This window comes from Bradyrhizobium centrolobii, from assembly GCF_001641635.1.
GTDB lineage: Bacteria > Pseudomonadota > Alphaproteobacteria > Rhizobiales > Xanthobacteraceae > Bradyrhizobium > Bradyrhizobium centrolobii.
Genome location: NZ_LUUB01000054.1, coordinates 200,534 through 226,180 on the forward strand (window position 1 = coordinate 200,534; position 25,647 = coordinate 226,180).

A 25,647-nucleotide genomic window follows, 5' to 3' on the forward strand; every position below is an offset into this window, starting at 1 on the left:
ATCCTGGGCGGCCCATCAAGTCGGGCGATGACGGCGTCGTGCGGGGCAGGAGTGGCGTGAACGACCGCAATCTCCTCCTTTCGAACGAACAAATCTCATCCGAACCACGACAATTTCTCATCCTAGGCGCGGTTGCATTTTTTGCGTCGCATCATATGATGATCATAATCTTACTTACCATCCATCTTAGGGAGCCTCGCCATGGCCGAAGCCGCCGATCCCGTCGTCATCGTCTCCGCCACCCGTACTCCGCTTGGCCGATTCATGGGCGAATTGTCGCCGCTGGCCGCGCACAAGCTCGGGTCCCATGTGATCGGCGCCACGCTCGAACGCGCCAAGCTTGCACCGGAGAAGATCGACGAGGTCTTCATGGGCTGCGTGCTGCCGGCCGGCCAGGGCCAGGCACCGGCACGCCAGGCGGCGCGCGCGGCCGGCCTGCCCGACGCCACCGGCGCAACCACGGTCAACAAGGTCTGCGGCTCCGGCATGAAGGCGACCATGCTGGCCCACGACATCATTCGCGCGGGCTCGGCCGACATCGTCGTTTCCGGCGGCATGGAGAGCATGAGCAACGCGCCCTACCTGCTCGCGAAGGCGCGCAGCGGCTATCGCGCCGGCCACGACCGCATCATCGACCACATGATGATGGATGGGCTGGAGGACGCCTACGAGACCGGCCGCTCCATGGGCGATTTCGGCGAAGCAACGGCCGAAGCCTATCAGTTCACCCGCAAGGATCAGGACGCCTATGCGATGGAAACTTTGAGCCGCGCGCGCAAGGCGGTCGAGGGCGGCGCGTTCAAGGCCGAGATCGCGCCGATCACGCTCGCAGAGAAAGCCGGGCCCCGCGTCATCGCCAATGACGAGCATCCGCTGAAAGTTGATCCGGCCAAGATCCCCGGGCTGAAGCCTGCGTTCCGAGCCAACGGCACCATCACGCCGGCGGCCTCCTCCGCCAATGCCGACGGCGCCGCAGCGCTCGTGCTGACGAAGCGGTCGCTCGCCGATCGTAACGGCCTGCCCGCGCTGGCCGAGATCAAGGGCCACGCCACCCACAGCCAGGAGCCGCAATGGTTCACCACCGCGCCGATCCCGGCGATCCGCAAGCTGCTCGACAAGGTCGGCTGGAGCGCCGGTGACGTCGATCTCTTCGAGATCAACGAGGCGTTTGCCGTGGTCGCGATGGCGGCGCAGCGCGATCTCGGCATCCCCCGCGACAAGCTGAACATCAACGGCGGCGCCTGCGCGCTCGGCCATCCCATCGGCGCCACCGGCGCGCGGCTGATCGTGACGCTGCTGCATGCGCTCGAGGCACAAAACCTCAAGCGCGGCGTCGCGGCACTCTGCATCGGCGGCGGCGAAGCCACCGCGATCGCGGTGGAGCGGATCGCGCGCTGATTCCGCCGACGTCCGAAAATGAGGGAAGTCTGTCATTTTGGACTTTCGATTCCTGTGCCAGACTGCAACGATGACGCGGGTTTCCGCCAACCACGATTGAGGGGCAATGATTTCGAACTGGCTCGCGGCGGCACTTGGCTGCCGCAATATCCACTACGGCTGGGTGATGGTCGGCGTAACCTTCCTCGCCGCGCTGATCAGCGCCGGCACGGTCGGCGCGCCCGGCGTGTTCATCGTCCCGCTTCAGAAGGAGTTCGGTTGGAGCACTGCGCAGATCTCGTCCGCGCTCTCGATCCGCTTCATCCTGTTCGGGCTGATGGCCCCGTTCGCCGCCGCGCTGCTCAACCGCTACGGCCTGCGCAACGTCACGCTCGCTGCGCAGCTCATCGTCGTCTCGGCGCTGGTGGCTTCGCTCGGCATGACCGAGGTCTGGCAGCTCGTGCTGCTGTGGGGCGTCGTGATCGGCATCGGCACCGGCATGACCGCGCTGGTGCTGGGCGCCACCATCGCCACGCGCTGGTTCGCCGCGCGGCGCGGTCTCGTCGTCGGCATCATGACCGCGAGCGTCGCCACCGGTCAGCTCGTGTTCCTGCCGCTGCTCGCAAGCCTCACCGACCGCTTCGGCTGGCGCCTTGCGCTCGGTTTCGTCTGCATCATGCTCGGTGTCTCGGCACTCGCCGTAGCGCTCGCGATGCGCGACCGCCCGAGCGACCTCGGCCTGCGTCCGTTCGGCGACGAGGGCACCGAGCCCCTGCCCGCGCCGCCCGTCAGCCACGGCTCGATCACGGGCGTTGCGCTCGGCACGCTGCGCGACGCCTCGAAGTCGAGCGCGTTCTGGATCCTGTTCGCGACCTTCTTCGTCTGCGGCGCCTCGACCAACGGCCTCGTCCAGGTGCACCTGATCCCGATGTGCCTCGATTTCGGTATCCCGCAGGTGCAGGCAGCGAGCCTGCTCGCTGCCATGGGCATATTCGACTTCTTCGGCACCATCTTCTCGGGCTGGCTGTCGGACCGCTACGACAATCGCTGGCTCCTGTTCTGGTACTACGGCTTGCGCGGGCTCTCGCTGATATTCCTGCCGTTCAGCGATTTCTCGTTCTACGGGCTGTCGCTGTTTGCGATGTTCTACGGGCTTGACTGGATCGCGACGGTGCCGCCGACAGTGCGCCTCACCGCGCAAAAATTCGGTCCCGAGCGCGCCAATCTGGTGTTCGGCTGGATCTTTGCCGGCCATCAGCTCGGCGCCGGCACAGCCGCATTCGGAGCGGGCCTGTCACGGACGCTGCTTTCGAGCTACCTGCCCGCCTTCTTCGTCGCAGGCGCACTCTGCGTGTTCGCGTCGCTGATCGTGCTGGCGTTGTCGCGTCAGCCGAAGCCCAAGCCGCAAGCAGCGATGGCCTGAGCGCGCGTATTGGGCTGAAGCGGATTGCAATCATACAAGGGCATCCTGATGCCACAGGTAATCACTGCCGAACGCGACGGCCGATACCTATGCCGAGATGCACATCCAGAAGTAGTTGCTCCTGCCGGGCTATTTGTGTGAGCTCCGCTCGGTGCGCGCTTACAGCATTTCCCGAGTGTTTCGGCGCGTTGCCACTTTTAGGAAGACTTGTCGCGTTGGCTCCGTTCAGTAACACTCCTCCCATTTCATAGAAGTTTTTTTGGGAGGGCGTGATGCCCAGGATACTGGAAGTCGTGTTGTGGTCTGCCGCACTCGCGACGTGGCTGATGTTTTTCTTCGCAATCATAGGCGAGTGCTTGAAGCCGCTCTCAAGGAGCCTCCATCGACTCGTTCAGGGAACTCTCAGAGTCAAAGGGAAATGACCTAGTGGCGATTCCACGCGCGAGCCAGCAGCCGCTGACCAATGCTCTGACGTCCAGCTGAGTGACGAGCCGGGATAGTGAAATGGAGACGAGCGGAGCTAGGTCGGTCGCTCGTCCGGATGGATTGTCTCGCGAAAGGGAACGGGCCGAAAATCGCAGCACGTCCGAGCTTCCGAAATAGCTTCTTTTCGCCTTCTATCAGTTACTAGAGAGGCTGAACCCGACCAAACGCTGCTATCTTCCGAACTTCCTATCGAGGGAGAATCGGCCCGCCCCAGTGACAAAAATCAAAATCGCACCTCCCATGATCGAGATATTCTTCAGAAAATTATTGTACTGCCCAATCTGCTGTGGACCGGGCGGATAGTCCCAGTAGCGATGCGCGATCGCAGTAGCCGCCAATACAAACAGAAAAACCAAAATCGCGACGTAGCGCGTACCAAGGCCGAATATCAAACCAGCCGACATCAGTACTTCCAGTGCCACGGTCGTCGCGGTGAACAGCTCAGGTGCTGGAAGGTTCAGCGATCTGAAATAGCCCACGGAGCCACTGAAGTTGGTGATTGCTCCGTACGCGCTCCCGACGAACACCCATGCAAGCAGGATGCGGCCGATCAGAATCAGTAGGTTGGCGCTCTTACTGGCGAACGCATCGGTCCGAAACATCAGCGAGTGAGAACCGGATTGCACTGGTCATTGCCCCATAGGTTTCGTTGTCCGAGGGCGCGCGACGCTCAGCATCAATAGGAAAGCTACCATAATCAGCGGACGACATGAAGCGCACTTGCTGGCTCTTGATGCGCTGCAAACGCCGGCATCTCAGAGGTCCGGACATTCGGCATTGGTTTGCCCCGCTGACGAGCTTCCTGAGAACCTGCGGGTCGGGCCGAAGGTCCGCTTTGCGCCACAAACTGCCGAATTGATGGAGTTGTCAACGACAAACGGCGCTACTAACCGTGACTAGTCGCGCTCACTGAAGGGCTGGCATACGACCGGATCCGCTACCTGCCCGCCTTCTTCGTTGCGGGCGCGTGCTGGCGCTCTCGCGCCAGCCGAAACCGAAGCCGCAACCGGCGATGGCCTGAGCGCCCGTATGGGGCCGGCGCGCGCCGGCCTAGTACCTGATCGTCGTGGTCACCCCGAAGACCGCGGCGTCGCCGATCCGGGACGTCCCGGTCGGATCGTTCGGATTCGGGATGCCGCCGGAGGGTCGGAACACGTACTGGAAATAAGGCGCGATCAGCCAGCCCGGCTTGATGTGCGCCTCGTAGATCATCTCGATCAGGGTCTCGTTGCTTCGCACCGGACTCTGGACGCCGGTGAAGACTTGAGTGTCGATGTCGAGGTTGCGGGCGGTGTTCGAGATCCGCATGTAGGCCATCGCGACGCCGAAGCGATCGAGCGGGCGGCCGGGCGTGAAGCCGACGAAGCCGATGCCGCCGTCGAGATAAAGGTCGATCAGGTTGCGGTCCGGCGAGCTGTAGGCGATGCGGCCGAAGGCGGTGACGCCCGGCAGCGACGCCGAGACGGTGCTCTCGGTCACGCCCGGCGGCCGCCAGAGAGCCTGCTCCAGGACCGCGTAGATTCCATAGTTGCCGCGAAGCTTTGCCGGGATTCCGGTGCCACTGGGGTCGGCAATCGACAAGCCCTCCGCCGTAAAGCGCTGGCTGTTGAAATCACCATAATGCTTCCAGGCGCCGGGTGTGAAGTTGCCGGCGAGCGAGCGTCCGCCGATCTCGACATGATAATCGAAGTGAACCTGCCCGATGAGCCATGGCGGATCGTTGACGCGAAACGCTAGGCCGTGATTGTCACGCAGTTGCGGATCGCCGTAGCCGGGCCGCGCCGGATTGCCATTGAACACCGCACCGAAGACGGTGACATTGTCCGAGACCGCGGCCTTGACGCGAATGCCGGGCACCGCGATCGGCGGTGCCGGACCGCCGGCCGGAAGGTTGGAGGCCTTGATCGCGGGCCAGCCGAACGTACCGTTGATGAAGAGATCGTCGGTCTCGCTGTCGAAGAACTCGACATCCGCCGCCTGCTGGCCGGCCCTGATATTCAGCGCCCCGTTGAAGAAGTTTTGTTCGAAATAGGCATTGTAGAGACGCTGGTCGGGCAGCGCCTCGATCTCGCTGATGGTGGCGAGGTTGAAGATGTAGTTGCGCGTCAGCCCGCGCCCGTAGATCTCGAAGGCGTTGGCATAGAAGCGGCCGCCGGTCCAGCCGACGAGCTTTTCGAGATCGGCGTCGACGGAGATATCGAGGCGGCCGAAATGGATGGCACCGCGCGCAACGCCGCCCGACACGTTGCCGATATTGTCGGCGATATAGGTTGCGCCGAAATTCAGGCCCTTGTTGGCGAGCCCGTCATGCCACTCGTTGAACCACTTTGGAAACAGCCACTCGGCCGCGCTCTCGTCCTTGGCGCCGGCGAGCGCGCTCGTGCTTGCCATTGTGCACGCCGCCGCAATTGCGACAGCGCTTCGCAACCAAGATGTTTGGGCAGTCCCGCTCACGGTTGATACCGGCTGCGTGCGCTATTTGAAGATGCCGGTGCGCCGCATGAACAGATAGGCAGCAACCACCGAGCTCACCATCAGGACCGCGGCCCAGATAAATCCCTCGTCGACATCGGTGAGCGGCAGGCCCTTGGTGTTCATGCCGAAGATGCCGGTGATCAGCGTCGGCGGCAGCAGCAGCGAAGTCACGATGGAGAGCGTGTGGAGGTGGCGGTTGCTCTCCTCCTCGTTCTTGAAGCGCAGCTCCTCCTCGAGCAGGCGGCTTCGTTCGCGCAGCTCGACGATGTCGTGATCGAGGCCATCCAGCCGCTGCGCCAGCTTGCCGGCATGGATGCGCAAGCCCGGCGCCAGGTGATCGGTGTTCTTCTGGTCGAGGCGGTGAAACAGCACGCGTAATCCGGTCAACTGACGATGCAGCCTGACGCAGGTCCGGCGCAGCCGGCCGAGATTGCGGCGCATCTCCGGCTTGACCTCGTCGGCCAGGATCCGCTCCTCGATGCCGTCGATCTCCTGCCCGAGCTTGTCGGCCATCCGGTCCAGCGTGTCGGCGACCTCGTCGACGATCTTCTCCAGAAGGTGGGCGACGTTGTCGACGCGATAGCCGCCTTCGAGCACCCGGCGCGTCGCATCGGCCGAGCACAGCGCCTGATGGCGGCCGCTGACCAGGAGATGTTCGGTCATGGCGAAGCGCAGGAACGCGGTCTCCTCCGTCGCGCTTTCGATGTCACGCACGAGGTCGGAGAACACGCCGTAGACGCAATGGTCGATGACGTGAAGCTGCTGGAACGTGTCGTTCGACAGCAGCAGCTCGCGCGCGAGCGACGGCAGGAGCGAGGCCGCAATCCACGGCCGCACACGCGCATCGGTCAGATTGAAATGCAGCCAGAGCCGACCGTCATGGCTGAACTCGATCGACCGGTCGATCGGCAGAGCCTCGGCGCTGCCGTCGCTGTGCAGCCGGAACGCCCACACCAGGCCGGGAATGGCGGGCTCGGCATCCGATATCGCGCTGACAAGCTTTGCCGGCTCGGCCATGGCCAACCCCACCGTCAACAAATACCCCGCTCCGGAAGATGGCTAACGGCATCTTCCGGACCCATGCGGGTACTCAATTACGCCTTTGTTACACTTTGATGATGGCAGGCCGCCCTACTCCGCGGCCAGCCCCGCCGCGGCCGCGGCTTCCTTGACGTAGTCGTGCACGACGCGGCCGAAGGGCAGCGTCAGGTCGGCGATGTAATGATGGGCGCCGACGACGCGCCGGACCGGGAAATCGGCTACCGGCGCATTGACGTGCGGCACCAGATGCAGGCGGCCAGGCCCCATCCACGAACCTATCGGCACGATGTCGGTGAGGTTGATCGCAACGAGCTGACAGACCTCGAGACGGCCGTCGACACCCGGGATCATCTTCAGATTGATCTGCGTCTTCGACAGCGTGGCGCGCGTGAGATCGCCGTTGCCGGCCATGCTCTCATGCTTGTAGCCCATCGTGCCCATGGCCACGAGCTGGCCGGCATATTCCAGCGTGCCCGTCAACGTGTCCTTGACGATATCGAGCTTGGGATGGGCGTATTTCTTGGGGAAGCCCCAGATCTCGCGTCCCGCCGCGATCGGCGGATCGTCGTCCAGATACATCTGCGAGACGAAGTTGACCTCCTCGCCATGCAGGCGCGCGGGGATGACGAGGCCGGACTCGGTGTAGCTGCCGAAGCCCGAGGAGTCCGGCATCCTGATCCATTCATAGTGCACGATCGGCTGGTCGACCGGCTCCAGCGGCTCGGGCAGGCCGGCGCGGATCAGATCCGGGTCGGTCTCGTAGGTGATGACGAGGAATTCGCGGTTGATGAAGCGATAGGGACCAGCCGGATAGCTGGGTCCGGCGGCCGGCATGGACGGGAGTCTCAGAACGTCTTCCCTGCGCATCGCTGGTCTCCTGTGTGATGCTGGTGTGATGTTCGCCCGGCAGCGCCCAGCTTAATGCAAATTGCTAGCCGTCGTCATTGACTGCGATGTGATGGATTTCCGTCAGGCGCGTGACCTTGCTGTCATGCCAGCGGCGACTGACCTGCATGCCCATGAAGCATTGGCGCCGTTGTTGTCATCACGTCGTCACTGCCGGGCGCAATCGTTTTTGGCAAAGGCAGGAGGCATCGGCCATGGACGCTAGGACGTCGCAACGGGCACATCAGACACTTGCACGGGGCTGGCGGCCCGAGCGCTGCGACCGCGTCGCGCTGGTCCTGCAAGGCGGCGGCGCGCTTGGCGCCTACCAGGCCGGCGTCTATCAGGCGCTGCACGAGGCCGGCATCGAGCCCGATTGGGTCTGCGGCGTGTCCATCGGCGCGATCAACTCCGCCATCATCGCCGGCAACCGCCCGGAGAAGCGGCTCGATGCGCTCCGCATCTTCTGGGAACGCATCACCAACCGCAAGATCTGGCACTACACGCCGGATGGCGACGTCTTCCGCCAGTGGCGCAACCTCTACAGCGCGTGGATGACGTCGACCCTCGGCCAGCCCGGCTTCTTCACCCCGCATCAGGTCAATCCCTGGTTCAGCCCCGTCGGCGCACGGACAGCAACCAGCTATTACGACACCAAGCCCTTGCGCGAGAGCCTGCGCGAGCTCGTCGACTTCGACCTCATCAACGAGAAGAAGATCCGCTTCGCGGTCGGCGCGGTGAACGTGCTCTCAGGCAACTTCATCTATTTCGACAACGCCCATGACGAGATCGAGCCGGAGCACATCATGGCCTCCGGCGCGCTGCCGCCTGCGCTGCCGATGGTGCGGATCGGCACCGATCATTTCTGGGACGGCGGCATCGTCTCCAACACGCCGCTCCAGCACCTGCTAGACCAGGAGGACGCCCTCAATTCGCTGGTGTTCCAGGTCGACCTGTTCAGCGCGCGCGGCGTGCTGCCGCGCTCGATCCAGGACGTGATGGCCCGCCACAAGGACATCATGTATTCCTCGCGCACCCGCCACAACACCGACGTCTATCGCCGGACGCACAACCTCAAGGTCCTGCTCTACAAGGCGCTGTCGAAGATTCCCGACGAGCAACTGTCCGAGGACGATCGCAAGCTCAAGGCGAGCCTGTGCAACATGCCGGAGATCGCCATCCTGCACCTGATCTACCAGCAGAAGGCCTACGAGGGCGACGCGAAGGACCACGAATTTTCGGGCACCTCGATGCGCGAGCACTGGACCAGCGGCTACGAGGATACCAAGCGCACCCTGAAGCGGCGCGACTGGATCAAGATGCCCGAGGAAGGCATGGGTCTCGTCGTGCACGACGTGCACCGGGAAACGGAGAGCGCGTAGCCGCGCCCAACGCTGCGGGTGATAGGCGCTCAGCCCGCCACACATGGTGTCGTCCCGGCGAAGGCCGCCCCATAACCCCCGGGAGCAGTTTGGCGAAGACTCGGGGTTATCATCTCACGACACAACTTCTCCCTGGGGTTATAGGTCGCGGCCTTCGCCGGGACGACGCTGGGGAGATAGCTCGTCGCAAGTGCCAACAAAAAATATCGAAAACAACCCCATGCAAAGTAGCCGGGCGCCCGCGGCAGATGCCGCGTGCCTCTGCTAAACCATTTGACACGTCGGGCAAAACAGCGGCATCACGCTATCGTTGCGCTCCGGGTGCGCTTGACGCTCTCCATGGCCCGACACATTGCCTATCGTCGCTCTGGTTCGACCTGCATAAGACAGCCGCGCTTACTCAATTGCACCGAGATGCTCAAAGCATCTTCGATTTGTGAACACATGGAACCGATTAGCCGACAAGAGGCTTCTTCGGTCTGTGTTAAATGATGACTGCGCGCATCAAGCGCGCGCGATCAGGGGCAGCACACTTCAAGTCAGCATGGGAGTGCTCAATGTCAGACCTCGTTGCGATTGTGTACCCATCCGAAGCCAAAGCAGAAGAAGTTCGGCAGAAAATACTCAAGCTACAGAAGGAGTATCTGATCGCGATCAATGACGCCGTGATCGCCGTCAAAACAGGGGACTCCGTCAAACTCAATCAGCTCGTGAACACGACGATGGCGGGCGCAGCGGGCGGAAGCTTCTGGGGACTGCTGTTTGGGTTGGTGTTCCTGAATCCTCTTATCGGCGTAGCGCTTGGTGCCGGTGCAGGCGCATTGGGCGGCGCGCTGACCGACTTCGGGATTAGAGATCAGTTCATGAAGGATCTCGCATCGAAGGTAAACTCGGGAGATGCCGTTCTGTTCTTGCTGATCCAGAGCATGACTGCGGACAAGGTTCTCAATGAAATCAAGGATGCGGGAGGGACGGTTCTCAAGACCTCACTCGATGAAAAGAGGGAACAACACTTGCGCGATACCCTCGCAGCCGCAACTCAGCCCAAGGCTGCCTAGCCGTGTGAGGCTGTCGGGCAGCCGCCGAGCGCAGCTGCCCTCGCCTCACCCGACCGACCCCGCTGATGCCCCTCGCTCGATTTGCGCTTGACGCATCTTCGTTGGCGGCCAGTCCTGCCGGGTGCTCGGCGTGGCCCTAGAACTGACGAGTTTGGCTGCGCCTGACAATCTTGAGCACAAGAAGGAAAACGCCGCCAAGCAGGGAAAGAGCTCCGAGCATCGCAATCGGCAAAGTCTCCTCGTGCAGGTCGATCACGACCAGCACGATGCCGAGCAGGAGAAGAAGGACGGCCGCCGATTTCTTAGCGAGGAGGTATTCCCCCTGCATGGCTTGCCATGTTGAATTCTCCCGTTTGATCTCAAACCATTCACCCTCACCGAGGAACGCGTACGGTCTTGCCAAGACGGCTTTTTGCCAAGACGGTTTTCATAAATCGGGATCGAACACCCATTCGGTCTTGCCCGTGGCCGCGTCGATCGCGGCCACCTGTGACCGCGATGTCGAGGCGTAAAGCACCCCAGGACCATCAGCGGCGTCGACGCAACAAGCACTCGACAGCGCCGGACCGACGCTGATCGTTGCCGCACAAGCGAGCGTTGCTCTCCCTCGCCCACCTCTTCCGAAGTGAAGTGCGTTCTTCTCACGAAGGTACCGCAGACAACGGGATTTTCATTCATTGTTTCAGGATGCCTCCCTTCCTGAAACCATCCAGAATGTCGTCGACTCAACGACGATGCTCGGGTCATTAAGAATGCTTAGGCCACCCGACAATAAAGCTGCAATGTAAAATTAGGATGTGTCCTGTGCAGCAGGGCCATTGCCTTCGCGTGCCTTTTCCTTTCGTCTCGTCGACCCGTAAGCCGAGATCAACTTATGTAAGCTTGAAGGTTCGCGCCGATATTTAACGAGCGGCTACACTGTTCGATGGCTTCTTCATATTGACGGAGGTGCAGGTGTGCAACGCAGAGAAGCCGCGCAATGATGTTATGCTGCAAGACGGCCAGGCTTGTTCGGTCGCCGTCGAACCGATCTGACCAGATGTCGCGGGCGGTGTGAAGATCGGTTAGCGATACGTTGATCCGCACCTGGTCTCCGTTGCGTCTCACCGCGCCGTGTACGGCCCAGCGGATGCCGAGATCCGCCCCGAGCTGCTTCAGGTCAATCGATTTGTTCTTGTAGGTAAAGGCGGTCTCGCGTCCAACAACGAAAGTGGCGGACGTTCGCGCGAGATCGGTTGTCAACTCTGTCGTGATGGCGTCGGCAAAGTGGTCCTGCTCTGGATCGTTGTTGAGGTTGGCGAAGGGCAACACGACGAGAGAGAGACGAGGCGCGATCTCGGGCCTGACTGTCGGTTGTCCTTGGATCTTTTGAGCTTCCCGAACCACGTCGGTACGGATCGTCTTCCAGACATTCCAATAACCGGCAAGGCCGCCAGCAATTGCGCCGATGGCGGCAACCGACGCCAGCGCCCCGCCGAAGAGCTTCAAAGGACCTCTGAGGTGACCCAGCCAGTCATGGGATCGCCGTTTGCCAACTACTTTTTCAGAGGGATCTGGGACCGAAACCGCTGTCTTCCCGGCCGCGCGGGCGAGCTTTAGCGGTTCTGCGAGGGCGTCTGAGACCACAGCGGTTCCTGGGCACCGATCCTCGTCGTGTACTGCACCCACGAAACGAAAGCCCTTTCGTGGAAATGTTTTGATAAGACGTTGTTGCTCGCCAGAGTCGCCGATCGCGCGTCGGACGGCGTTCAGCCGGGTCGTCAGCGCCCCATCAGATACAATCCGACCATTCCAAATCGCGTTTATGAGATCATCCTTACTGACGACGCGATCCCTGCTGCGGATCAAATATTCGAGCAGATCGAGAACCTGTGGTGTCGTAGGCACAACGTCGGGCCCGCGCCGCAACTCGCGCCGATCGGTGTCCAACACACAGTCCTCGAAGAAATAGCGCACGGCACCATTCCCCAAGCTTGCCCTCTATCCCCCGAGAGCGCGGCAGCGATTGTCCGGCGAGGATAAGCCTTCGGAAAGGAAAATGTAAGCCGAATATCAAATGCCCGGTCATAGTGTGGCAGCGTCGGGCCAGCGGACCAGTCAGCGCAGCTACCGCGATGGGCACGACCTACGACATTAGCTGACATCCAAAATGAAAGAGGTCGCCAGCTGAGGCGGCCTTAAGTTTTGTTGTCCGATGGACTCGCGACCAGGGCATCACCCCAGTAACGTGAAAATTCGGTGATCGCGGCTTTTGATTTAGATTAAAGGTCCGCGCGGCCTTGTGGTCATGGGCGACGAGACCTGACGCTATTCCGTCTTCATGATCCCGTTCGCGTAATCGCTCTTCGGATTGTACCCAGAGTCGTGCAGATTTCGGAGATACAAGTCATGGTCGCTGCGGCTGACACCACCCGGCCAGACGACTGGGGTCGCGCCCACACTGGCATTTGCGTTCATCACATTGCGATGATGAGTCCGATGAGCGGCGAAAGCGACAGAAGTAGAGAGAGAGTGAGGATAGCAAGACCGACGACAATGCTTCTGGTCATAGTCACAGCTCCTCTGTGTATCCACCCCAGGAGCGCTCCTGTCCAAACTATAGCGTAACCCGGCGCTTCTCCCATCACACATTTCTGCGAGCGCTCGCGCATCGCGTGGTCCTTCAGCTCCTGGTCAAATCGCAAGTTTCTAACCGCAGCGGTTTGGATCCGCCGTTCATTCAACAGCCGACCTGCCCATTGTCACAGTCGGTCGGCCGTTTAGGGCCACAAGCGGCCCATGTGCGATACCGAAACTCCGGAAAATACATGCGCTAGACTTGCGCTTCTGCCTTCGTATCTGGGCCACTTCGACCTAGGCGTGGCTCCGTCCCCACCAATAGCCGTTGAATGTTGGCACGATGGCGAACAATCACGTAGATGCCGCCTCCGATCACCAGCAACCGATAGGGCAACGGTTGCTCGAAACCGCAGACGAGAACGATTGCTGTCAACGCCGCGAGTATCGAGCTAAGGGAAACAATCCGAGCAATAGCCAGCACGATGCCAAAGACCGTTGCAGCACCCAATCCTACTGGCCACGACATCGCCAGCAACACACCCAGCCCGGTCGCAGCGGATTTGCCGCCCGTAAAGTTCAACCAAATCGAGCGGCTATGCCCAAACAGCACGGCAATTCCGGCCAGGCAAACAGCCCATGGCACCCAGATTTGCAAATCAAACGCTGTCGGCGGCGTCGGAGATAACTCGGAATAGAGCCAAGGACAGAACGAGCGGGCAACGATGATGGCACCGACGCCTTTCAGCACATCGGCGACGAGCACCACCAACGCAGGCCATTTGCCGAGGGTCCGCAAAACATTCGTAGCGCCGGTGGCTTTGGAGCCATGCTCTCGAATATCAATGCCCTTGAGGAGTTTCCCTGCCAGATAGCCCGTGGGCGTAGAACCGAAAAGATAGGCGATCACCAATCCAACCGCACCCGCTGTCCAGAAAGCCATGGGTTTTATTTCCAGTTTCACGCAGCCAGTGTTTTATCGCCGAGTTCGTTTGTCCGCCATGGGGTCAAAAGCGGCGGTCCGGGCAGAGCGGGCTGATGTCCGGTCTAACCCAGACAGCCGACGCTGCGACGGCTTATGCATTGGTCGGCTTGGGGGCCACAACCCGACTCTCTCCCCATATAGTAGGGGCTGCTGAAACGGAGAGAACATGAGCGTGCCGGAAATCATTCGACGAGCCATCGAAATCGGTGAACGGAACGGCAAGATTACCTTCGATGAATTGAATCAACTGTGTGACAGCAGAGTACTTGACCCCAAAGACATCGAACGCGTTCTCAACGCTCTGAGCGAAGCGGGGGTTTGGATTGAAGGAGACTGAAACCTGGCTCTGCTGTAATCATATAGGTCTGCAATGGGTCCAAAAGCGGCGGTCTGGGCAGAGCGGGCTGATGTCCGGTCTAACCCAGACAGCCGACGCCGCGACGGCTTATGCATTGGTCGGCTTGGGGGCCATTAGCAGACTCTCGGCAGCGGCACCGACAGCGTGCCCAGACGGACTATGCGGGCGGCAAATCGAGGCCGTTCGGTAGTGAGATCCAGATGACAGTTTGCGCCTCTGCGGAATGGCGTGACAGATGGCCCTTGCCGTGTGTGTCCTCCACTAACACGAAGCTACCCGCCTGAACGTGGCGCACCTCTCCGTCGCTCGTCTCGTATTCAACCGAACCATCCAGCCTGACCGTAAGCACCGGCTCTGGGACCGTATGCCAAGCAACCTCGCGCATGCCCGCTGGGATGCGGGTGAGGCGGACGCGGGACGCCTGATAACTGGCCGAAACCTCGAACGGCACGGCATCGGGGTACACCGACCTCTTCGTCGTCGGCAATTCGACTTCGTCGAAATGCGACTCGCCATCCGGGGTAGCATAGATGCGCAGGCACTTCATTGCGGCTGACTCCTTCTGGTTCGGCATGCCGAAACGAAGCATGCCTACCATGAAAGAAGCGGGGTAATATCACGGGTCTGGTGCGAGAGTCCGGTGTGGGCCAGATTCGGAAGTTCGGGCTCGCGCAACGCATGTCCGGGTTACCCTCGTAAGCCGACATATCGGCCATCGCTGCGCTCTTCGGCTCAGGGCCCATAAGCCGACATCGCGAAGTTTGCAGCGGAAGTAATCGTGACGGCGGAAAAATCGGCGCAGTTTCGCCATTTTCGTTCTTCGCACTAACGCGGCAACTTCGGAGTATATGCAGACGACGTCGAGCTTTTGCGCGCGCGAACCGCTCGCCTTCAGAGGCAAGGTGTCACGCAACGAACCTCGTGCCAGCTGTTCTCCAAACGGCAGCACCAATGGCAACCGGCGCGGGTCTGATTCAGCTCCGCCATGCCTTGCCTGGACGACAGCCGCTCCGGCAATCGACAACGCCACACGCGCTTCGGCTCACGATCGCGTGATGTGGCGCATGCACGGAACGACGTTGGGGTTCATTATTCAAACAAGGGAGGACGAAAAGTGAAGACAGCGATCATCACATTTTCCGCCGCCATTCTCCTCGCCGCCGCTCCGGCCGTGCTTGCCCGGAATGTATCAAGCAAAGCACCGCACCAGCACCATCAGGTCTCCAAGATGCGCCCACCGAGTATCTCCGGCTACGCTCCGTGGCGTGTAATGCACGACAACGGCGTGAAGACGGGCTATTCCGGCCCCTTTGGCTACGCGCCCAGCGCACCCAAAGATTATACAACCGATAATTCCAGAAGTGCTGGTGGTGGCGGCGGTGCCGGTGGTGGTTCCGGCATGTGAGCCGCGCGAAAGCTGCTCGTAAGGGCTCCGGAAGGCGCGCCGAATCATCCGAGCAGCCCCCCAATGGAAACGACGCGAGGGATGGCTCGGCAAATCGTCGATAGCTGGGGGACGGAGCGCTACCCAGCCCCTGCCCCTTCTATCCTGCTCACTTGCGTCGTCTGCGCCGATGCTCGGTCTTCCTTGCTCGCACCGCGCACCTTGAGCACGCTGCTCGGCAGCGAATTCCGCCAAACGGCTTCCAGCGGGATATGCGTGAATGCCGTCAGCCTCCGCCACCAAGGCGGCCTTACTGTTGACAGCGTCCCCTCGAGGCGGGCGGCTTTCTCTCGGGCACCCACAGTTTCAATGTTGGCCTTGAGCAGTTCGGCCAAGAGCTTGTTGGTGCGGTCACACTCTCTCTCGAAGTCCGCCCGGTGACCGCCGGCTATGGCCTTCATCTCCACGAGGTCCGCCTGCAACGTCGCAATGTGTTCCTTCAGGGCGGTGACCACCTGGTGACCGCCTGGGCTCTGCGATGCGCGAGTGTTGGGGGAATGATTGATTTCTGAAAGATCGACCTGTACCAGCGTCTTCCCGTCGTTGGAGCGGGAGCGCGGCAATCGATGTCGCTTGACGAGCGCTCTTGCAGCTTCTGGAGAAATTTTGAGCCTTTCGCCGAGTTCGGCGTAAGTGAGCATCTCGACGGGCATGATGGGTTGCTCCCGCTTGACCGGACGGTCACCAACCGGTCGCTGCTAACATAGCGATTACAGGTTAAGAGTTGGTTTACTATGACTGCCAGGCTCGGCACGCCTAGGCCGAGGGGAGCGCGGGACCGCACGCGGCGACTCACAGGTGTCAGGGTCGACGTCTCAACGGCGCTCGCCGACGCCGGTCACACGACACCAAACGGCGTCCCCTACTCGCCATCCGCCATCGTGCGAATGCTCAGCTAGGCCTCAGTGCGCTGGCGCCGGCGCACCCGGCGCAGCGCCCGCGACCTCTACATGGGGATCGACCTTGAACGTGAGGGCTACAATGCTGCCGACAAGAGCGCAGCCACCTAGGACCAGCAGCCCGGTCGTGAAGTTGCCGGTCGCGTCTTTGAGGTAGCCCATGACGTAGGGACCGGCGAACCCGGACAGGTTACCGAGCGCATTGATCCCGGCGATCCCTGCCGCTGCCGAAGCGCCCGTCAGGAAGGCACTCGGTATCGGCCACAGCAGAGGGGGCGTCGCGGAAACACCGATCTGACTGAGGCAGAGGAAGCCAAGCACCAGAGCCGGGGCCGAGACGAGGCCGGTGCCCGCGAGACCGACCGCGGCAAGGAACATGGCGAAGCAAACGTGCTCCCGACGCTTCAAAGTGCGATCGGAGTTGCGGCTCAGGAGGACCATCCCGACGGCACCAAACAAGAAGGGCACAGCGGAGAGCAGGCCTGTCTCGAAGTTGCTCACGCCGAAGTTCTTGATGATCGTCGGCAAGAAGAACGCCACACCATAACTCGCCGCGTTCAGACAGAAGTAGACGAACGCGCAGGCGAGGACGCGGAGGTCAGTGAGCGCCTTGAGGATGCCGACGTGCTCGACCGCCACCTTGTGCTGCCTCTCGGCCTCCAGCCGTCCTTCGAGCCAGCGCCTCTCGTCGTCGGCGAGCCACGTCGCGATCGTCGGCCGGTCCGTTAGGTAAAAAACGACCCCGAAGGCCATTAGGATCGAGGGCAAGGCTTCGAGGATGAAGAGCCATTGCCAGCCATCGAGTCCGGCGCCGGAGATGTTCAGCAGAGCCCCGGAAATCGGGCCGCCCACAATCGACGAGAACGGAATAGCCAGCATGAACAGCGAGACAACCCGAGCGCGGTAGACCGAGGGGAACCACAGAGTCAGGTAGAAAATGATCCCGGGAAAGAAACCCGCCTCGGCGAGTCCGAGCAGGAAACGGAGGGTGTAGAAAACCCACTCGGTTGAGATCCCGGTGGCTGCAGAGATCGGGGGGATGAAGGCGAACAGAGCAGAGATGATGCCCCAGCTTAACATGATGCGGGCGATCCAGAGCCGAGCGCCGAACCTTTCCAGCGCGAGGTTGGATGGTACCTCGAACAGGAAGTAGGAGATGAAGAACAGGCCCGCACCCAAGCCGTATGCCGCCTCCGATAGCCCGAGCGCCGAGTTCATCTGTAGTTTGGCGAAACCGACGTTCACCCGGTCGAGGTAGGCGACGAAGTAGCAGACGAAGAGAAAGGGCAGCAACCGCCACATCACCTTGCGGATGGCTCTTGCTTCGATCTCGTCCATGACACCGTTACCTCCCTGTTCCTGGGGTGGCGCTTAGGCGGCCTGCCGGATCAGTTTGGGGACGCCGGTCCTGCTCGCAGCCAACTGAACCTGATCGGACTGCAGCTTGCACGGCTATGTGAACGCATTTGCTGGCCGGCAAGGTCAATCCTCCAAAGCCAGTTCGTGCGGACGGCACACGCTGCGCTGTAATACCGGCTCGGCGTCACGGATGGCCATGGGCGCCGGATCGCACTTAGGGCACAGGCTTTCGGATGGTACATGACGATGAATGCTGAACACGACCTCATGCAAAAACCCCAAGTCAAGATTTGGTTCCCTCCCCAACCTCGCATCAGGCCTACGGCTTCCTGACGACCCCCTAACGCCATTGTCGAGCCGATCCACTCGAAGGCGATGCCGGTGATACTGACGACGGACGAGGAGCGTGACGTCTGGCTGCGCGCTACGTGGGATGAGGCGAAGGCGCCGCAACGGCCGTTGCCAGCGGCGCCTGCGATGAAGCAACCAAACGAAGGCGCTTCAGACTGCGAACAAAAGCGTCATATCCCGATTTAGAAAACCTTAAGGTCTCTCCTTCATATCGCGGGTTCGATGGTGCCATCGGCACGGCGGATGCCCGGTACCGTCTGGATGCCTATCCAACGCTCTCGAATAGAGCCCTTAAATAAAGCCAGCGCGACTAACTGAAGACCTTCGGGGGGCCTGCCTCATGGGGCGAAGACGCGCGTCGACTTACCAAATCCAACGCAAACTGCTGATTACTCGCGAATGGCGGCGTTGGCTTCAGACTCACTCGATCGATCGCGGGACAGCCACCGCCCGCGATACGTTGAGGTTCTTTTGCGAACTAGAGGACAAGCGCTCCCCGCTCCTGAAATTCCAGGCGAGGGGGCGAGACAAGTGGAAAATTATCAGCGGCTGGTTGCTGGCTTGCGGCCAGCATGGGGACGGCCAATGCCCGCAGTCTTAGATCCGGAAGAGATTGTTGTCTTGGCCAACCACGGAGCGATGAGACTGCGCTCTGCGGTCGCTAGAGCGATGGCGTTGCTGCCCGAAGATCGCGATGTGGCGATAATAGTCCGAAATGGCCAACTGTCGCAGTCCATTCTCGATTTCGGGCAGATCAAGCAGCTTGCGGCGCAGTGGGAGGCGGCCGAGCAGCCCGTACCTCCGGAGACTGCCTTACCGGGTCCGTAGCCATCTGGCGGCCCCGCTGCTGAAGGGGAAGCTTCCGGGGCAACTGGGGATGCGTTCTCATAAGCCGAGATTGCGGTGCGTCCTACTTAATGTCCGCTATGCCCCAAATAGCGACCAGATTCCGCATCGCCGGGAAATGACGCGATGGGCCATTGCGTCGATTCGATAAGGCCACGCTAAGTCTGATCCACGCCAAGCAGCGTACGCTCGAAGGAGCATCGAGGTTCTCGACGCTGACGGGCATTCGAGTCATCTTGGGCCAGACGGTGTCTGAATTGCGTGTCACTGCTGGCTCACGATTCAGATGCGCGAACGCGACGCCCTTCACTACTCGTACAAAATTGCTGACGGCGGCAAAGGGGTCGCCCTGACGCCACACCAAGCTGAGTGTGGATTTTTGACCTCGCACACCGCAGCGTCCGTTGTCGCCTCGCCTGATCCTGGCCTCAATCGGGCATCCCTCGATCGCTAAGGCATCTCGTTTATGAACCGCACTTCCGGATTGTCCTTTGCAGACCTCTCACCTGCGCGCTTGTAAGCCTGGATCGCTTTCGCTGCCGCTTTCTTCCCACGATCTCTGCCGGCATCCAGATTGCTGTGGTTCCATCTGAAATCGATGTGGTGCGGCACGTGAATCTCGACGACCGTGCCTGTCCACTTCCTTCCATTGGCGGGCGGGTCATACTTGACATGGTATCTGAACAGCTTCACGTCGTCTTCGCCGACGGTTGCAGCGAATAGCTGGCAGAGATTTGCGAGGGAATCGTGAAGGTTGGCAGGCCTTTGGATTTGCTTCCTGTCGACAATCCTGCACACCCATATCTCATCCAGCTCATTTGGATCATCGTGTTCGTCGAGCAGTGTCTCGAAGTTGACCGTGTCAATCAGCGCCCCTTCGCAATATGTGACCCGGTCTATCTCTACGGTTTCTTCAATGTATGGGAGGGCTGAACACGCGCATAGACTCGATGCGCTGATGCGTCCTCTGGGACGCTTGCGTTTCATTCGATCGTTGTCGAAAAACGCCAGTTCCTGCCTGCCAAGATCAAATGCGTTGTGAAAGATAAGGGGCATATCGGCTTTGAACAGTCTTTCGAAATTTATGCTCCTCATAAATTTGCTGTCCGGATAGTTGATCCTGGACAGGCCATTGACGGGGGACAAATACATGAGCGACGTCAAATAGCGAACGAACGGATTGGGCGCCAACGCCTGGTTCAAAACCCAGCCATTGATATCTCCCCTGTCCCATTTCTGCCCAGGATCAGAGAGCATTGACATAGTCTCTCCTACGGCCTTCGCCATTCTGTGCGGCAACCACACCTTGTCGTAATTCCGGATGTCAAATACGAAGTTGGTCAAGGCTTGTGTGTTGCCGAACCAGTCCGTCCCGAACACACAGTTGATGGGAAAGCGCTCATAGCTTTCGTCATCGCGAAACACGTGATCCCTGAAGAATTGATATGTGAGCCAGGCTTTATTGGGTCCCTCGAACTGATTATAGACGATGCCTACCCACGCACCGATGCAGGACAATGACCACACATCGAACGTGATCTCTGGATGGCACTGAAGAGCTTCCAGAATGCCGATATGCAACCCGGCTGCCGGCCCGCCGCCACCAAGCGTAATCGCTCTCTTCATTGGACTCTCCCCCTCGTAAGCAAGGCTGGATGTCTGAATCTGCTCCAAATCCATTATCTTGGGAAAAGGCACGTATGCCTTTCGTGCTGGTTGCATAGCACACAGCCCTGCAACCCAATGTGAAGCATTTCATACTCGGTGGCGATAATCTCCGTCCGAGGCGGCGGATGAAAACGTTGGCCGGTTGATCCTGCACATTCGATATGATTGTGCGGTCTGTCGTAAGGATTGGTTGGAAACGGTGTCGATGCCGAGTCACCGTTGCTGGTCGAGCAAAGCCTTTGCCTCCTTCAGGTCCTGGGTGTCGAAGCCCTCGGTGAACCAGGCATAGATGGGCGCCAGGAGGTTCAGCGCGTCCTCGCGCCTTCCCTGATCATTCCAAAGCGTAGCAAGGTCCTTTGCAGCACGAAGTTCGAGTGCCCTGACGTCCTGGCTTCTTGCTGTGTTCAATGCCGTTTCGAGCAGAGACTGCGCGTCCGCCATGGCGGCTGCGCCGCCGCGGACGATCAGTACCTGCGCCTTCAGCCGATACAATTCGGCCTCAAAAATTTGCTCGCTATTGCGGTTTACGGTGGCAAGCCCCAGCTCGATCAGATCCAGCGCAGCGTCATACTTGTGACTGAACAACAACGCCGGGCACAAGAGTACGTAGAGCGCCGTGATGCCGAGTTGATAACCCGCTCCACGATATTCATCGAACGCGCTCCGCACTTCCTCGAGTACGCTGGGCGACGGGCTAAGCAGGGTGACGCATATGCCACGAATGGCGCGTGCCAGGCCGCGCCACTGCCGGAATCCGTGTTCTTCCGACAGGGCGAGACAGCGTTCGGCAAAGCAATGCGCGTTCGAGAACTCGCCTCGGAGAGCGTGAAGAACGGACGCATAATAGTAGGCATAAGCTTGAGAATGCGGATGGTCGATGGCATTGGCTCGCTGAATGGCGGCACTCATTCGCGCGATAGCCGTATCAGCATGGCCAAGCAGCCAGAGGGTCCACGACATCAAGGCGAGGTCAGCCACTCCAGCATCCTGGCCGGCCGCGCGAGCCGCCCATTGTTGTTCTTCGCTGCTTGCATTGAATGCCTCGAAGGCGCGTTGCAGCAATTCTCGGGCAGTGCTGGCATGACCCATGAAAAGACGAATCATAGCTTGTCCGCGCATCGCATTGAGCAATGCCGGTCGATCACCGCGCGCTTCGGTGAGCTGAAGCAAAGCCGCGATCATTTCCTGGGCCAGCGGCAATTCGCCACGGATGACCCTCGCGGTGGTCAACCAGAACAAGACCTGGAGGTGCTCAGGGGGATCTCCGAGGCGCTCGCACAGCTCGCGAGCGCGAGCGAAAGTCGCCATCGACTTGTTCGATGCTGGCCCTTGGGTAGCGATCAGGCACGGCCCCAAAACGAGGTGAAAATCAAGCTCCAGCCTGTCCTTCCCTGCGCCGTCGGGCAAATGACGCAAGGCGTCGACGCCTCGCTGCGCGTGTGCGATGGCCTCGAGATTGGCGGAGCGCATGGCAGCCTTTTTGCCAGCTTGCAGCCAATAGCCCGTGGCCTTCTCGATCAGTCCGGCCTCGGTGAGATGGTGCGCGAGAGTTTCGGGTTGAGCCTCTACGATTTCTGGGAACCGTTGCTCGAATGCGTCCGCGATCGTAGCATGCAGGCCGGTACGTCGACTCTTTAGAAGTCCCGAATAGGCAGCGTCTCGCACAAGGGCGTGCTTGAAGGTGTAGACCGCTTCGGGCACCTCGCCCCGGCAAAATATCAGCTCCGACCGAACCAACTGCGCAAGCGCCTCCTCAAGTCTCTCCTTTGGCAGCCCGACGACCGTGCTCAGCAGTTCGAAAGAGAACTCGCGGCCCACGACTGCGCCGATCTGAGCCACCTCCCTCACCGGTGCTAATCGGTCGAGCCTCGCCATCAGCGATGCGTGCAATGTCGTCGGAATCGCCATCGCGGGTAACGGGCGGCTGAGGACATAGTGATCCTCCCGTTCTTGCAAAAGCCCGGTTTCGAGGACTGTCTTGGTCAATTCCTCGACGAACAGTGGCACGCCGTCCGTGCGGGCGAGGATTTGGTCCCGCACCTCCTCCGGCAGCGTCTTGCCGGCCGTGACCCGCTCGATCAACGCCACCCCGTCGCGCCGGCTCAGCCGCGTGAGCGAGATCGTCGTAACATGCGCATGACCGGGCCATGGCGGCTTGAACTCCCGCCTCGCGGTGATGAGCAGCAGGACTCGAAGCCGCGATATCCGTTCCAATGTGATCGTGAGCAGCTCCAGTGAGGTCGGGTCCGCCCAATGCACATCCTCAAAGATGATGAATACGGGCTGCCGCGCTGCCAAGCCATCGAGCTGAGCCAAGAACGCCGCCAATATCATCTCCTTGCGCTTCTGCGGGCTCAGCTCTGGCACGCAATAGCGGTCGCTGGTTGGCAGCGACAGAAGGTTGGCCAGAGGTGGCACCACACGATCAGCGTCAGCGCCGGACCGCAGAAGCAGGGTCTCAAGCTTGGCGAACTTCTCCGCGGCGGAGTCACTTCGCTCGAACCGGGCAGCCCGTTCGAGTTGGGCGATCAATGGATAGAGCGCACTATTGGTGTGGTGCGCCGAGCAGAATTGCCGCACCGTAATGTGTGGTTCGGCCTCGAGCCGCTGTTGAAGCGCCAGGGCAATGTGCGACTTACCGATACCCGGCTCTCCGGTTAGAACCACCGCGCAGCCTTCGCCCCGCGCGGCATGCTGCCAGCGGCGCAACAGCAGCTCCATCTCCTCGTCCCGCCCGATGAGTGGGGTCAATCGGGCCTGGTGCTGCGCCTCGAAGCGGCTTTCCGCTCCGGTTGCCCCCAGTACCCGCCAGGCTGGTATGGGGTCCACCCATCCTTTGAGCGCGACAGGGCCGAGATTGCGGAATTCGAAATGCCCTTCGCTGAGCTGGTGCGTACTCTCGGAAATCAGCACCGCACCGGGCTCGGCGAACGCCTGCAGGCGAGCAGCCAGATTCGGTGTCTCGCCAATGACCGCCTGCTCCTTGGCGGCGCCTTCGCCCATCAAATCGCCCACGACCACCATGCCGGTGGCGATGCCAACGCGAACCTGCAGCCCGATACCGCCATCCGTTTCAAGGTTAGCCACGGCATCGACTAACGCCAACCCCGCGCGTATCGCCTGCTCGGCATCGTCCTCGTGCGCCTGGGGATAGCCAAAATAAGCGAGCACGCCATCCCCCATATACCGTGCGATGACCCCCTCCTTCTGGGCGACAACTTCTGCGATGCGAGCGTGATAAGCGCCGATTACCGCTCGCAAGTCCTCCGGATCCAGGCTGGCTGAAAGTGCCGACGAGCCCACCAGGTCACAAAACATGACGGTAAGCTGACGCCGCTCGGCGCCGTCGCGCGATGCCGGTTGGAGGCCGGTTGGAAGGGTTCGAGGAACGTCCGCCGTAAGTTCTGCGATCGCGCGCAACATCTTGCGGCGATGTCCAAGCAAGACGCCGAGATCCTTGAGATCCTGCTCCGTGAGATCGCGCAGGACCGAGACGTCAATGGCGTTCTCGCTGAAGCGCGGAGCGTACTCTCCCAAGCCGATCGATGCTAGCCACTCTGCGATACCAGTCATGGCAAACCTATGGCTCACGCAGTAACTGTACCACGTTGGAAACGCATGCGAAGCAGATCCGTCGACTCCGACCGATCGCACAGGACCCGACAGCCCGAAGCCGACATTCCGTTTGACGCGGGCGCTTGCGCGCTCGTGGTGTACTACCCTAGCGTGAGCGACATGCCATACATGCTCAGCTAGAGCAGCAGCAGTATCGACTGGGCATCTGCCTGAAGCGAGACGGCCTCGTGCGCGAAGCGCACGCCCGCTTCCGATCGAGTAATGAAGGCCAGAACTCTGACGGGTGAAGCAGGCCCGTCTCGGACAGTTTCCGCATGGCTAAACGAATGCCAATCCTGCAGCGATCAGCACCGTCAATCCGAGCGTGACATTGAGCGCGCGCTCGCGATTTGGCGACAGGATCAATCGTCGCAGGGAGACCCCGACGTAGAGCCAAACGACGTCCACCACGATCATCACGGCTACCAGCAAGAACCATTTGGTGAAGGTATCCTGCTGCGCACTTCCCTTGATCAAGGTGTACGACGCAAGCAAAGATGCGAATGCCAGATAGGCTTTCGGATTTGTCACGCCCAGGAGAAATCCCGCTGCAGGCGACGCGTGCGCGCCGTTGCCTGCCTTGGCGGTTTCGCCGACCGGGGACGACGCGATCCTGTAGGCGAGGTAGATGAGATAAACCGTGGCGGCTATCGTCATCTCGCGCAGCGCCGAGGGGAATGCCGCCAGCAACGAAAGCTGTCCTGCGGCCGTCATGCCGGCAGCCGTTGCCAAACCCAACTGAAGGCCGAAGAAATACGGCAGCCCGCCAACAAGGCCACGGGCGCGACCGACCGCGATAAGGGCCGCGATCGCGGGACCTGGCGATCCAAGCAATCCGACCGCCGCGCTCAAGAAGACGCCTAGTGCAGCCTCGTCCATTGCGAAGCTCCCCCGCCGATCCCGTCGTCGGGTGAGGACTAGCCGGCTTGTCTCCAACACAAAAACTAATTATTCCGATAAGCGGTATTCATTTTTCTAATTGCGGAGATGGCGATGGACGACATCGATGTGAGCTTGCTGCGCTCATTCGTGGCCGTAGCCGAGACCGGTCGCATGACAACGGCCGCAAAGATTGTGAACCGGAGCCAAGGCGCTGTCAGTCAGCAGATCAAGCGGCTGGAAGATCTGTTCCGCACGCCTCTTTTCGAGCGGCACGCCGCTGCGGTGCGGCTGACGCGTAGCGGGGAGCGGCTGATGGTCGCCGCCCATCGGATCATCGCGCTGAACGACGAAGTGATGAGCCAGATGCTGGCCGTCGAGTTCGCAGGGGAAGTGCGGCTCGGCGTGCCCCATGACGTGGTCGGCATGCTGATGCCGCCCATCCTGCGGCACTTTCGGCAAGATCATCCGAACGTCCTGGTCACACTCGTCAGCGATACAAGCCGTTCCCTAAAGCGGAGCCTCGCTGAGGGCGCAGTCGATCTGACGCTGCTCACCGA

Annotated in this window: 22 protein-coding genes and 1 pseudogene; 8 read left to right on the plus strand and 15 right to left on the minus strand. The window is 60.8% G+C overall.

The genetic code is table 11. From position 1 onward, the window contains the following. Positions 1–201 precede the first annotated feature (201 nt). Both AYJ54_RS16725 and AYJ54_RS16730 read left to right on the plus strand, forming a co-directional pair. Entirely contained in the window at positions 202–1,398 is a 1,197-nt protein-coding gene (locus AYJ54_RS16725) for an acetyl-CoA C-acyltransferase (protein ID WP_063700185.1), read from the plus strand. A 106-nt stretch (positions 1,399–1,504) separates the two neighbouring features. Then, on the plus strand, positions 1,505–2,800 hold the full coding sequence (locus tag AYJ54_RS16730; protein ID WP_063700187.1) for an MFS transporter: 1,296 nt from the start codon (positions 1,505–1,507) through the stop codon (positions 2,798–2,800). Between the two features lie 61 nt (positions 2,801–2,861). Here AYJ54_RS16730 and AYJ54_RS50705 read toward each other — a convergent pair whose 3' ends face one another. The 5 genes from AYJ54_RS50705 to AYJ54_RS16750 all read right to left on the minus strand — a co-directional run bounded on the left by AYJ54_RS50705 (position 2,862) and on the right by AYJ54_RS16750 (position 7,669). After that, complete coding sequence (locus tag AYJ54_RS50705) at positions 2,862–3,146, minus strand: hypothetical protein (protein WP_161491868.1); 285 nt, start codon at positions 3,144–3,146, stop codon at positions 2,862–2,864. A gap of 310 nt (positions 3,147–3,456) precedes the next feature. Beyond that, positions 3,457–3,912: a DoxX family protein gene (locus AYJ54_RS16735; protein ID WP_245329037.1), complete on the minus strand. Its 456-nt coding sequence runs from the start codon at positions 3,910–3,912 to the stop codon at positions 3,457–3,459. Positions 3,913–4,336: 424 nt separating this feature from the next. Next, complete coding sequence (locus AYJ54_RS16740; protein ID WP_063700191.1) at positions 4,337–5,740, minus strand: carbohydrate porin; 1,404 nt, start codon at positions 5,738–5,740, stop codon at positions 4,337–4,339. Positions 5,741–5,761: 21 nt separating this feature from the next. Next, positions 5,762–6,778 carry a transporter gene (locus AYJ54_RS16745; RefSeq protein ID WP_063700193.1) on the minus strand — a complete coding sequence of 339 codons (1,017 nt, stop codon included), beginning with the start codon at positions 6,776–6,778 and terminating at the stop codon, positions 5,762–5,764. Positions 6,779–6,892: 114 nt separating this feature from the next. Then, complete coding sequence (locus AYJ54_RS16750; protein ID WP_063700194.1) at positions 6,893–7,669, minus strand: acetoacetate decarboxylase; 777 nt, start codon at positions 7,667–7,669, stop codon at positions 6,893–6,895. A gap of 233 nt (positions 7,670–7,902) precedes the next feature. Between AYJ54_RS16750 and AYJ54_RS16755 the strand changes: the two genes are divergently transcribed. Both AYJ54_RS16755 and AYJ54_RS16760 read left to right on the plus strand, forming a co-directional pair. Then, positions 7,903–9,069, plus strand: coding sequence for a patatin-like phospholipase family protein (locus AYJ54_RS16755; protein WP_063700196.1), 1,167 nt, complete (start codon positions 7,903–7,905; stop codon positions 9,067–9,069). Positions 9,070–9,626: 557 nt separating this feature from the next. Then, entirely contained in the window at positions 9,627–10,127 is a 501-nt protein-coding gene (locus AYJ54_RS16760) for a DUF1269 domain-containing protein (protein WP_063700197.1), read from the plus strand. Positions 10,128–10,263: 136 nt separating this feature from the next. Here the strand turns inward: AYJ54_RS16760 and AYJ54_RS16765 are convergent, their stop codons facing one another. The 4 genes from AYJ54_RS16765 to plsY form a co-directional block, all read right to left on the minus strand. Then, a complete protein-coding gene (locus tag AYJ54_RS16765) occupies positions 10,264–10,530 on the minus strand; it encodes a hypothetical protein (RefSeq protein ID WP_063700199.1) in 267 nt (88 codons plus the stop codon). Positions 10,531–10,554: 24 nt separating this feature from the next. Continuing rightward, positions 10,555–10,644, minus strand: coding sequence for a PQQ-binding-like beta-propeller repeat protein (locus tag AYJ54_RS53990; RefSeq protein ID WP_161491869.1), 90 nt, complete (start codon positions 10,642–10,644; stop codon positions 10,555–10,557). 350 nt (positions 10,645–10,994) lie between these two features. After that, positions 10,995–12,083 (minus strand): winged helix-turn-helix domain-containing protein, encoded by a 1,089-nt coding sequence (locus AYJ54_RS47225; protein ID WP_245329039.1) that lies wholly within the window; start codon positions 12,081–12,083, stop codon positions 10,995–10,997. 856 nt (positions 12,084–12,939) lie between these two features. Further along, complete coding sequence (plsY, locus tag AYJ54_RS16780; RefSeq protein ID WP_063700203.1) at positions 12,940–13,626, minus strand: glycerol-3-phosphate 1-O-acyltransferase PlsY; 687 nt, start codon at positions 13,624–13,626, stop codon at positions 12,940–12,942. A 208-nt stretch (positions 13,627–13,834) separates the two neighbouring features. On the opposite strand from plsY, the gene AYJ54_RS47230 reads away from it, so the two are divergent. Further along, entirely contained in the window at positions 13,835–14,005 is a 171-nt protein-coding gene (locus tag AYJ54_RS47230; RefSeq protein WP_082905683.1) for an RNA polymerase sigma factor region1.1 domain-containing protein, read from the plus strand. Between the two features lie 178 nt (positions 14,006–14,183). Here the strand turns inward: AYJ54_RS47230 and AYJ54_RS16785 are convergent, their stop codons facing one another. Then, complete coding sequence (locus tag AYJ54_RS16785) at positions 14,184–14,573, minus strand: cupin domain-containing protein (RefSeq protein ID WP_063700545.1); 390 nt, start codon at positions 14,571–14,573, stop codon at positions 14,184–14,186. A gap of 567 nt (positions 14,574–15,140) precedes the next feature. Between AYJ54_RS16785 and AYJ54_RS49365 the strand changes: the two genes are divergently transcribed. Further along, positions 15,141–15,431 carry a hypothetical protein gene (locus tag AYJ54_RS49365; protein WP_136623737.1) on the plus strand — a complete coding sequence of 97 codons (291 nt, stop codon included), beginning with the start codon at positions 15,141–15,143 and terminating at the stop codon, positions 15,429–15,431. Positions 15,432–15,550: 119 nt separating this feature from the next. Here AYJ54_RS49365 and AYJ54_RS16790 read toward each other — a convergent pair whose 3' ends face one another. Together AYJ54_RS16790 and AYJ54_RS16795 are read right to left on the minus strand one after the other, a co-directional pair. Further along, positions 15,551–16,123 (minus strand): hypothetical protein, encoded by a 573-nt coding sequence (locus AYJ54_RS16790; RefSeq protein ID WP_063700205.1) that lies wholly within the window; start codon positions 16,121–16,123, stop codon positions 15,551–15,553. Positions 16,124–16,372: 249 nt separating this feature from the next. Further along, a complete protein-coding gene (locus AYJ54_RS16795) occupies positions 16,373–17,707 on the minus strand; it encodes an MFS transporter (protein ID WP_063700206.1) in 1,335 nt (444 codons plus the stop codon). Positions 17,708–18,024: 317 nt separating this feature from the next. Here AYJ54_RS16795 and AYJ54_RS52390 point away from each other — a divergent pair. Then, a pseudogene (locus tag AYJ54_RS52390) lies at positions 18,025–18,265 on the plus strand (SOS response-associated peptidase); the annotation flags it as partial. Positions 18,266–19,375: 1,110 nt separating this feature from the next. On the opposite strand, the gene AYJ54_RS16805 reads toward AYJ54_RS52390, so the two are convergent. The 3 genes from AYJ54_RS16805 to AYJ54_RS16815 all read right to left on the minus strand — a co-directional run bounded on the left by AYJ54_RS16805 (position 19,376) and on the right by AYJ54_RS16815 (position 25,087). Beyond that, a complete protein-coding gene (locus AYJ54_RS16805) occupies positions 19,376–20,551 on the minus strand; it encodes a patatin-like phospholipase family protein (protein ID WP_245329040.1) in 1,176 nt (391 codons plus the stop codon). A 255-nt stretch (positions 20,552–20,806) separates the two neighbouring features. Beyond that, a complete protein-coding gene (locus AYJ54_RS16810; protein ID WP_063700210.1) occupies positions 20,807–24,166 on the minus strand; it encodes an AAA family ATPase in 3,360 nt (1,119 codons plus the stop codon). Between the two features lie 321 nt (positions 24,167–24,487). Next, positions 24,488–25,087 (minus strand): LysE family translocator, encoded by a 600-nt coding sequence (locus tag AYJ54_RS16815; protein ID WP_063700211.1) that lies wholly within the window; start codon positions 25,085–25,087, stop codon positions 24,488–24,490. Positions 25,088–25,201: 114 nt separating this feature from the next. On the opposite strand from AYJ54_RS16815, the gene AYJ54_RS50715 reads away from it, so the two are divergent. Next, a partial coding sequence (locus AYJ54_RS50715; RefSeq protein ID WP_161491870.1) for a LysR family transcriptional regulator occupies positions 25,202–25,647 on the plus strand: 446 nt, incomplete at its 3' end.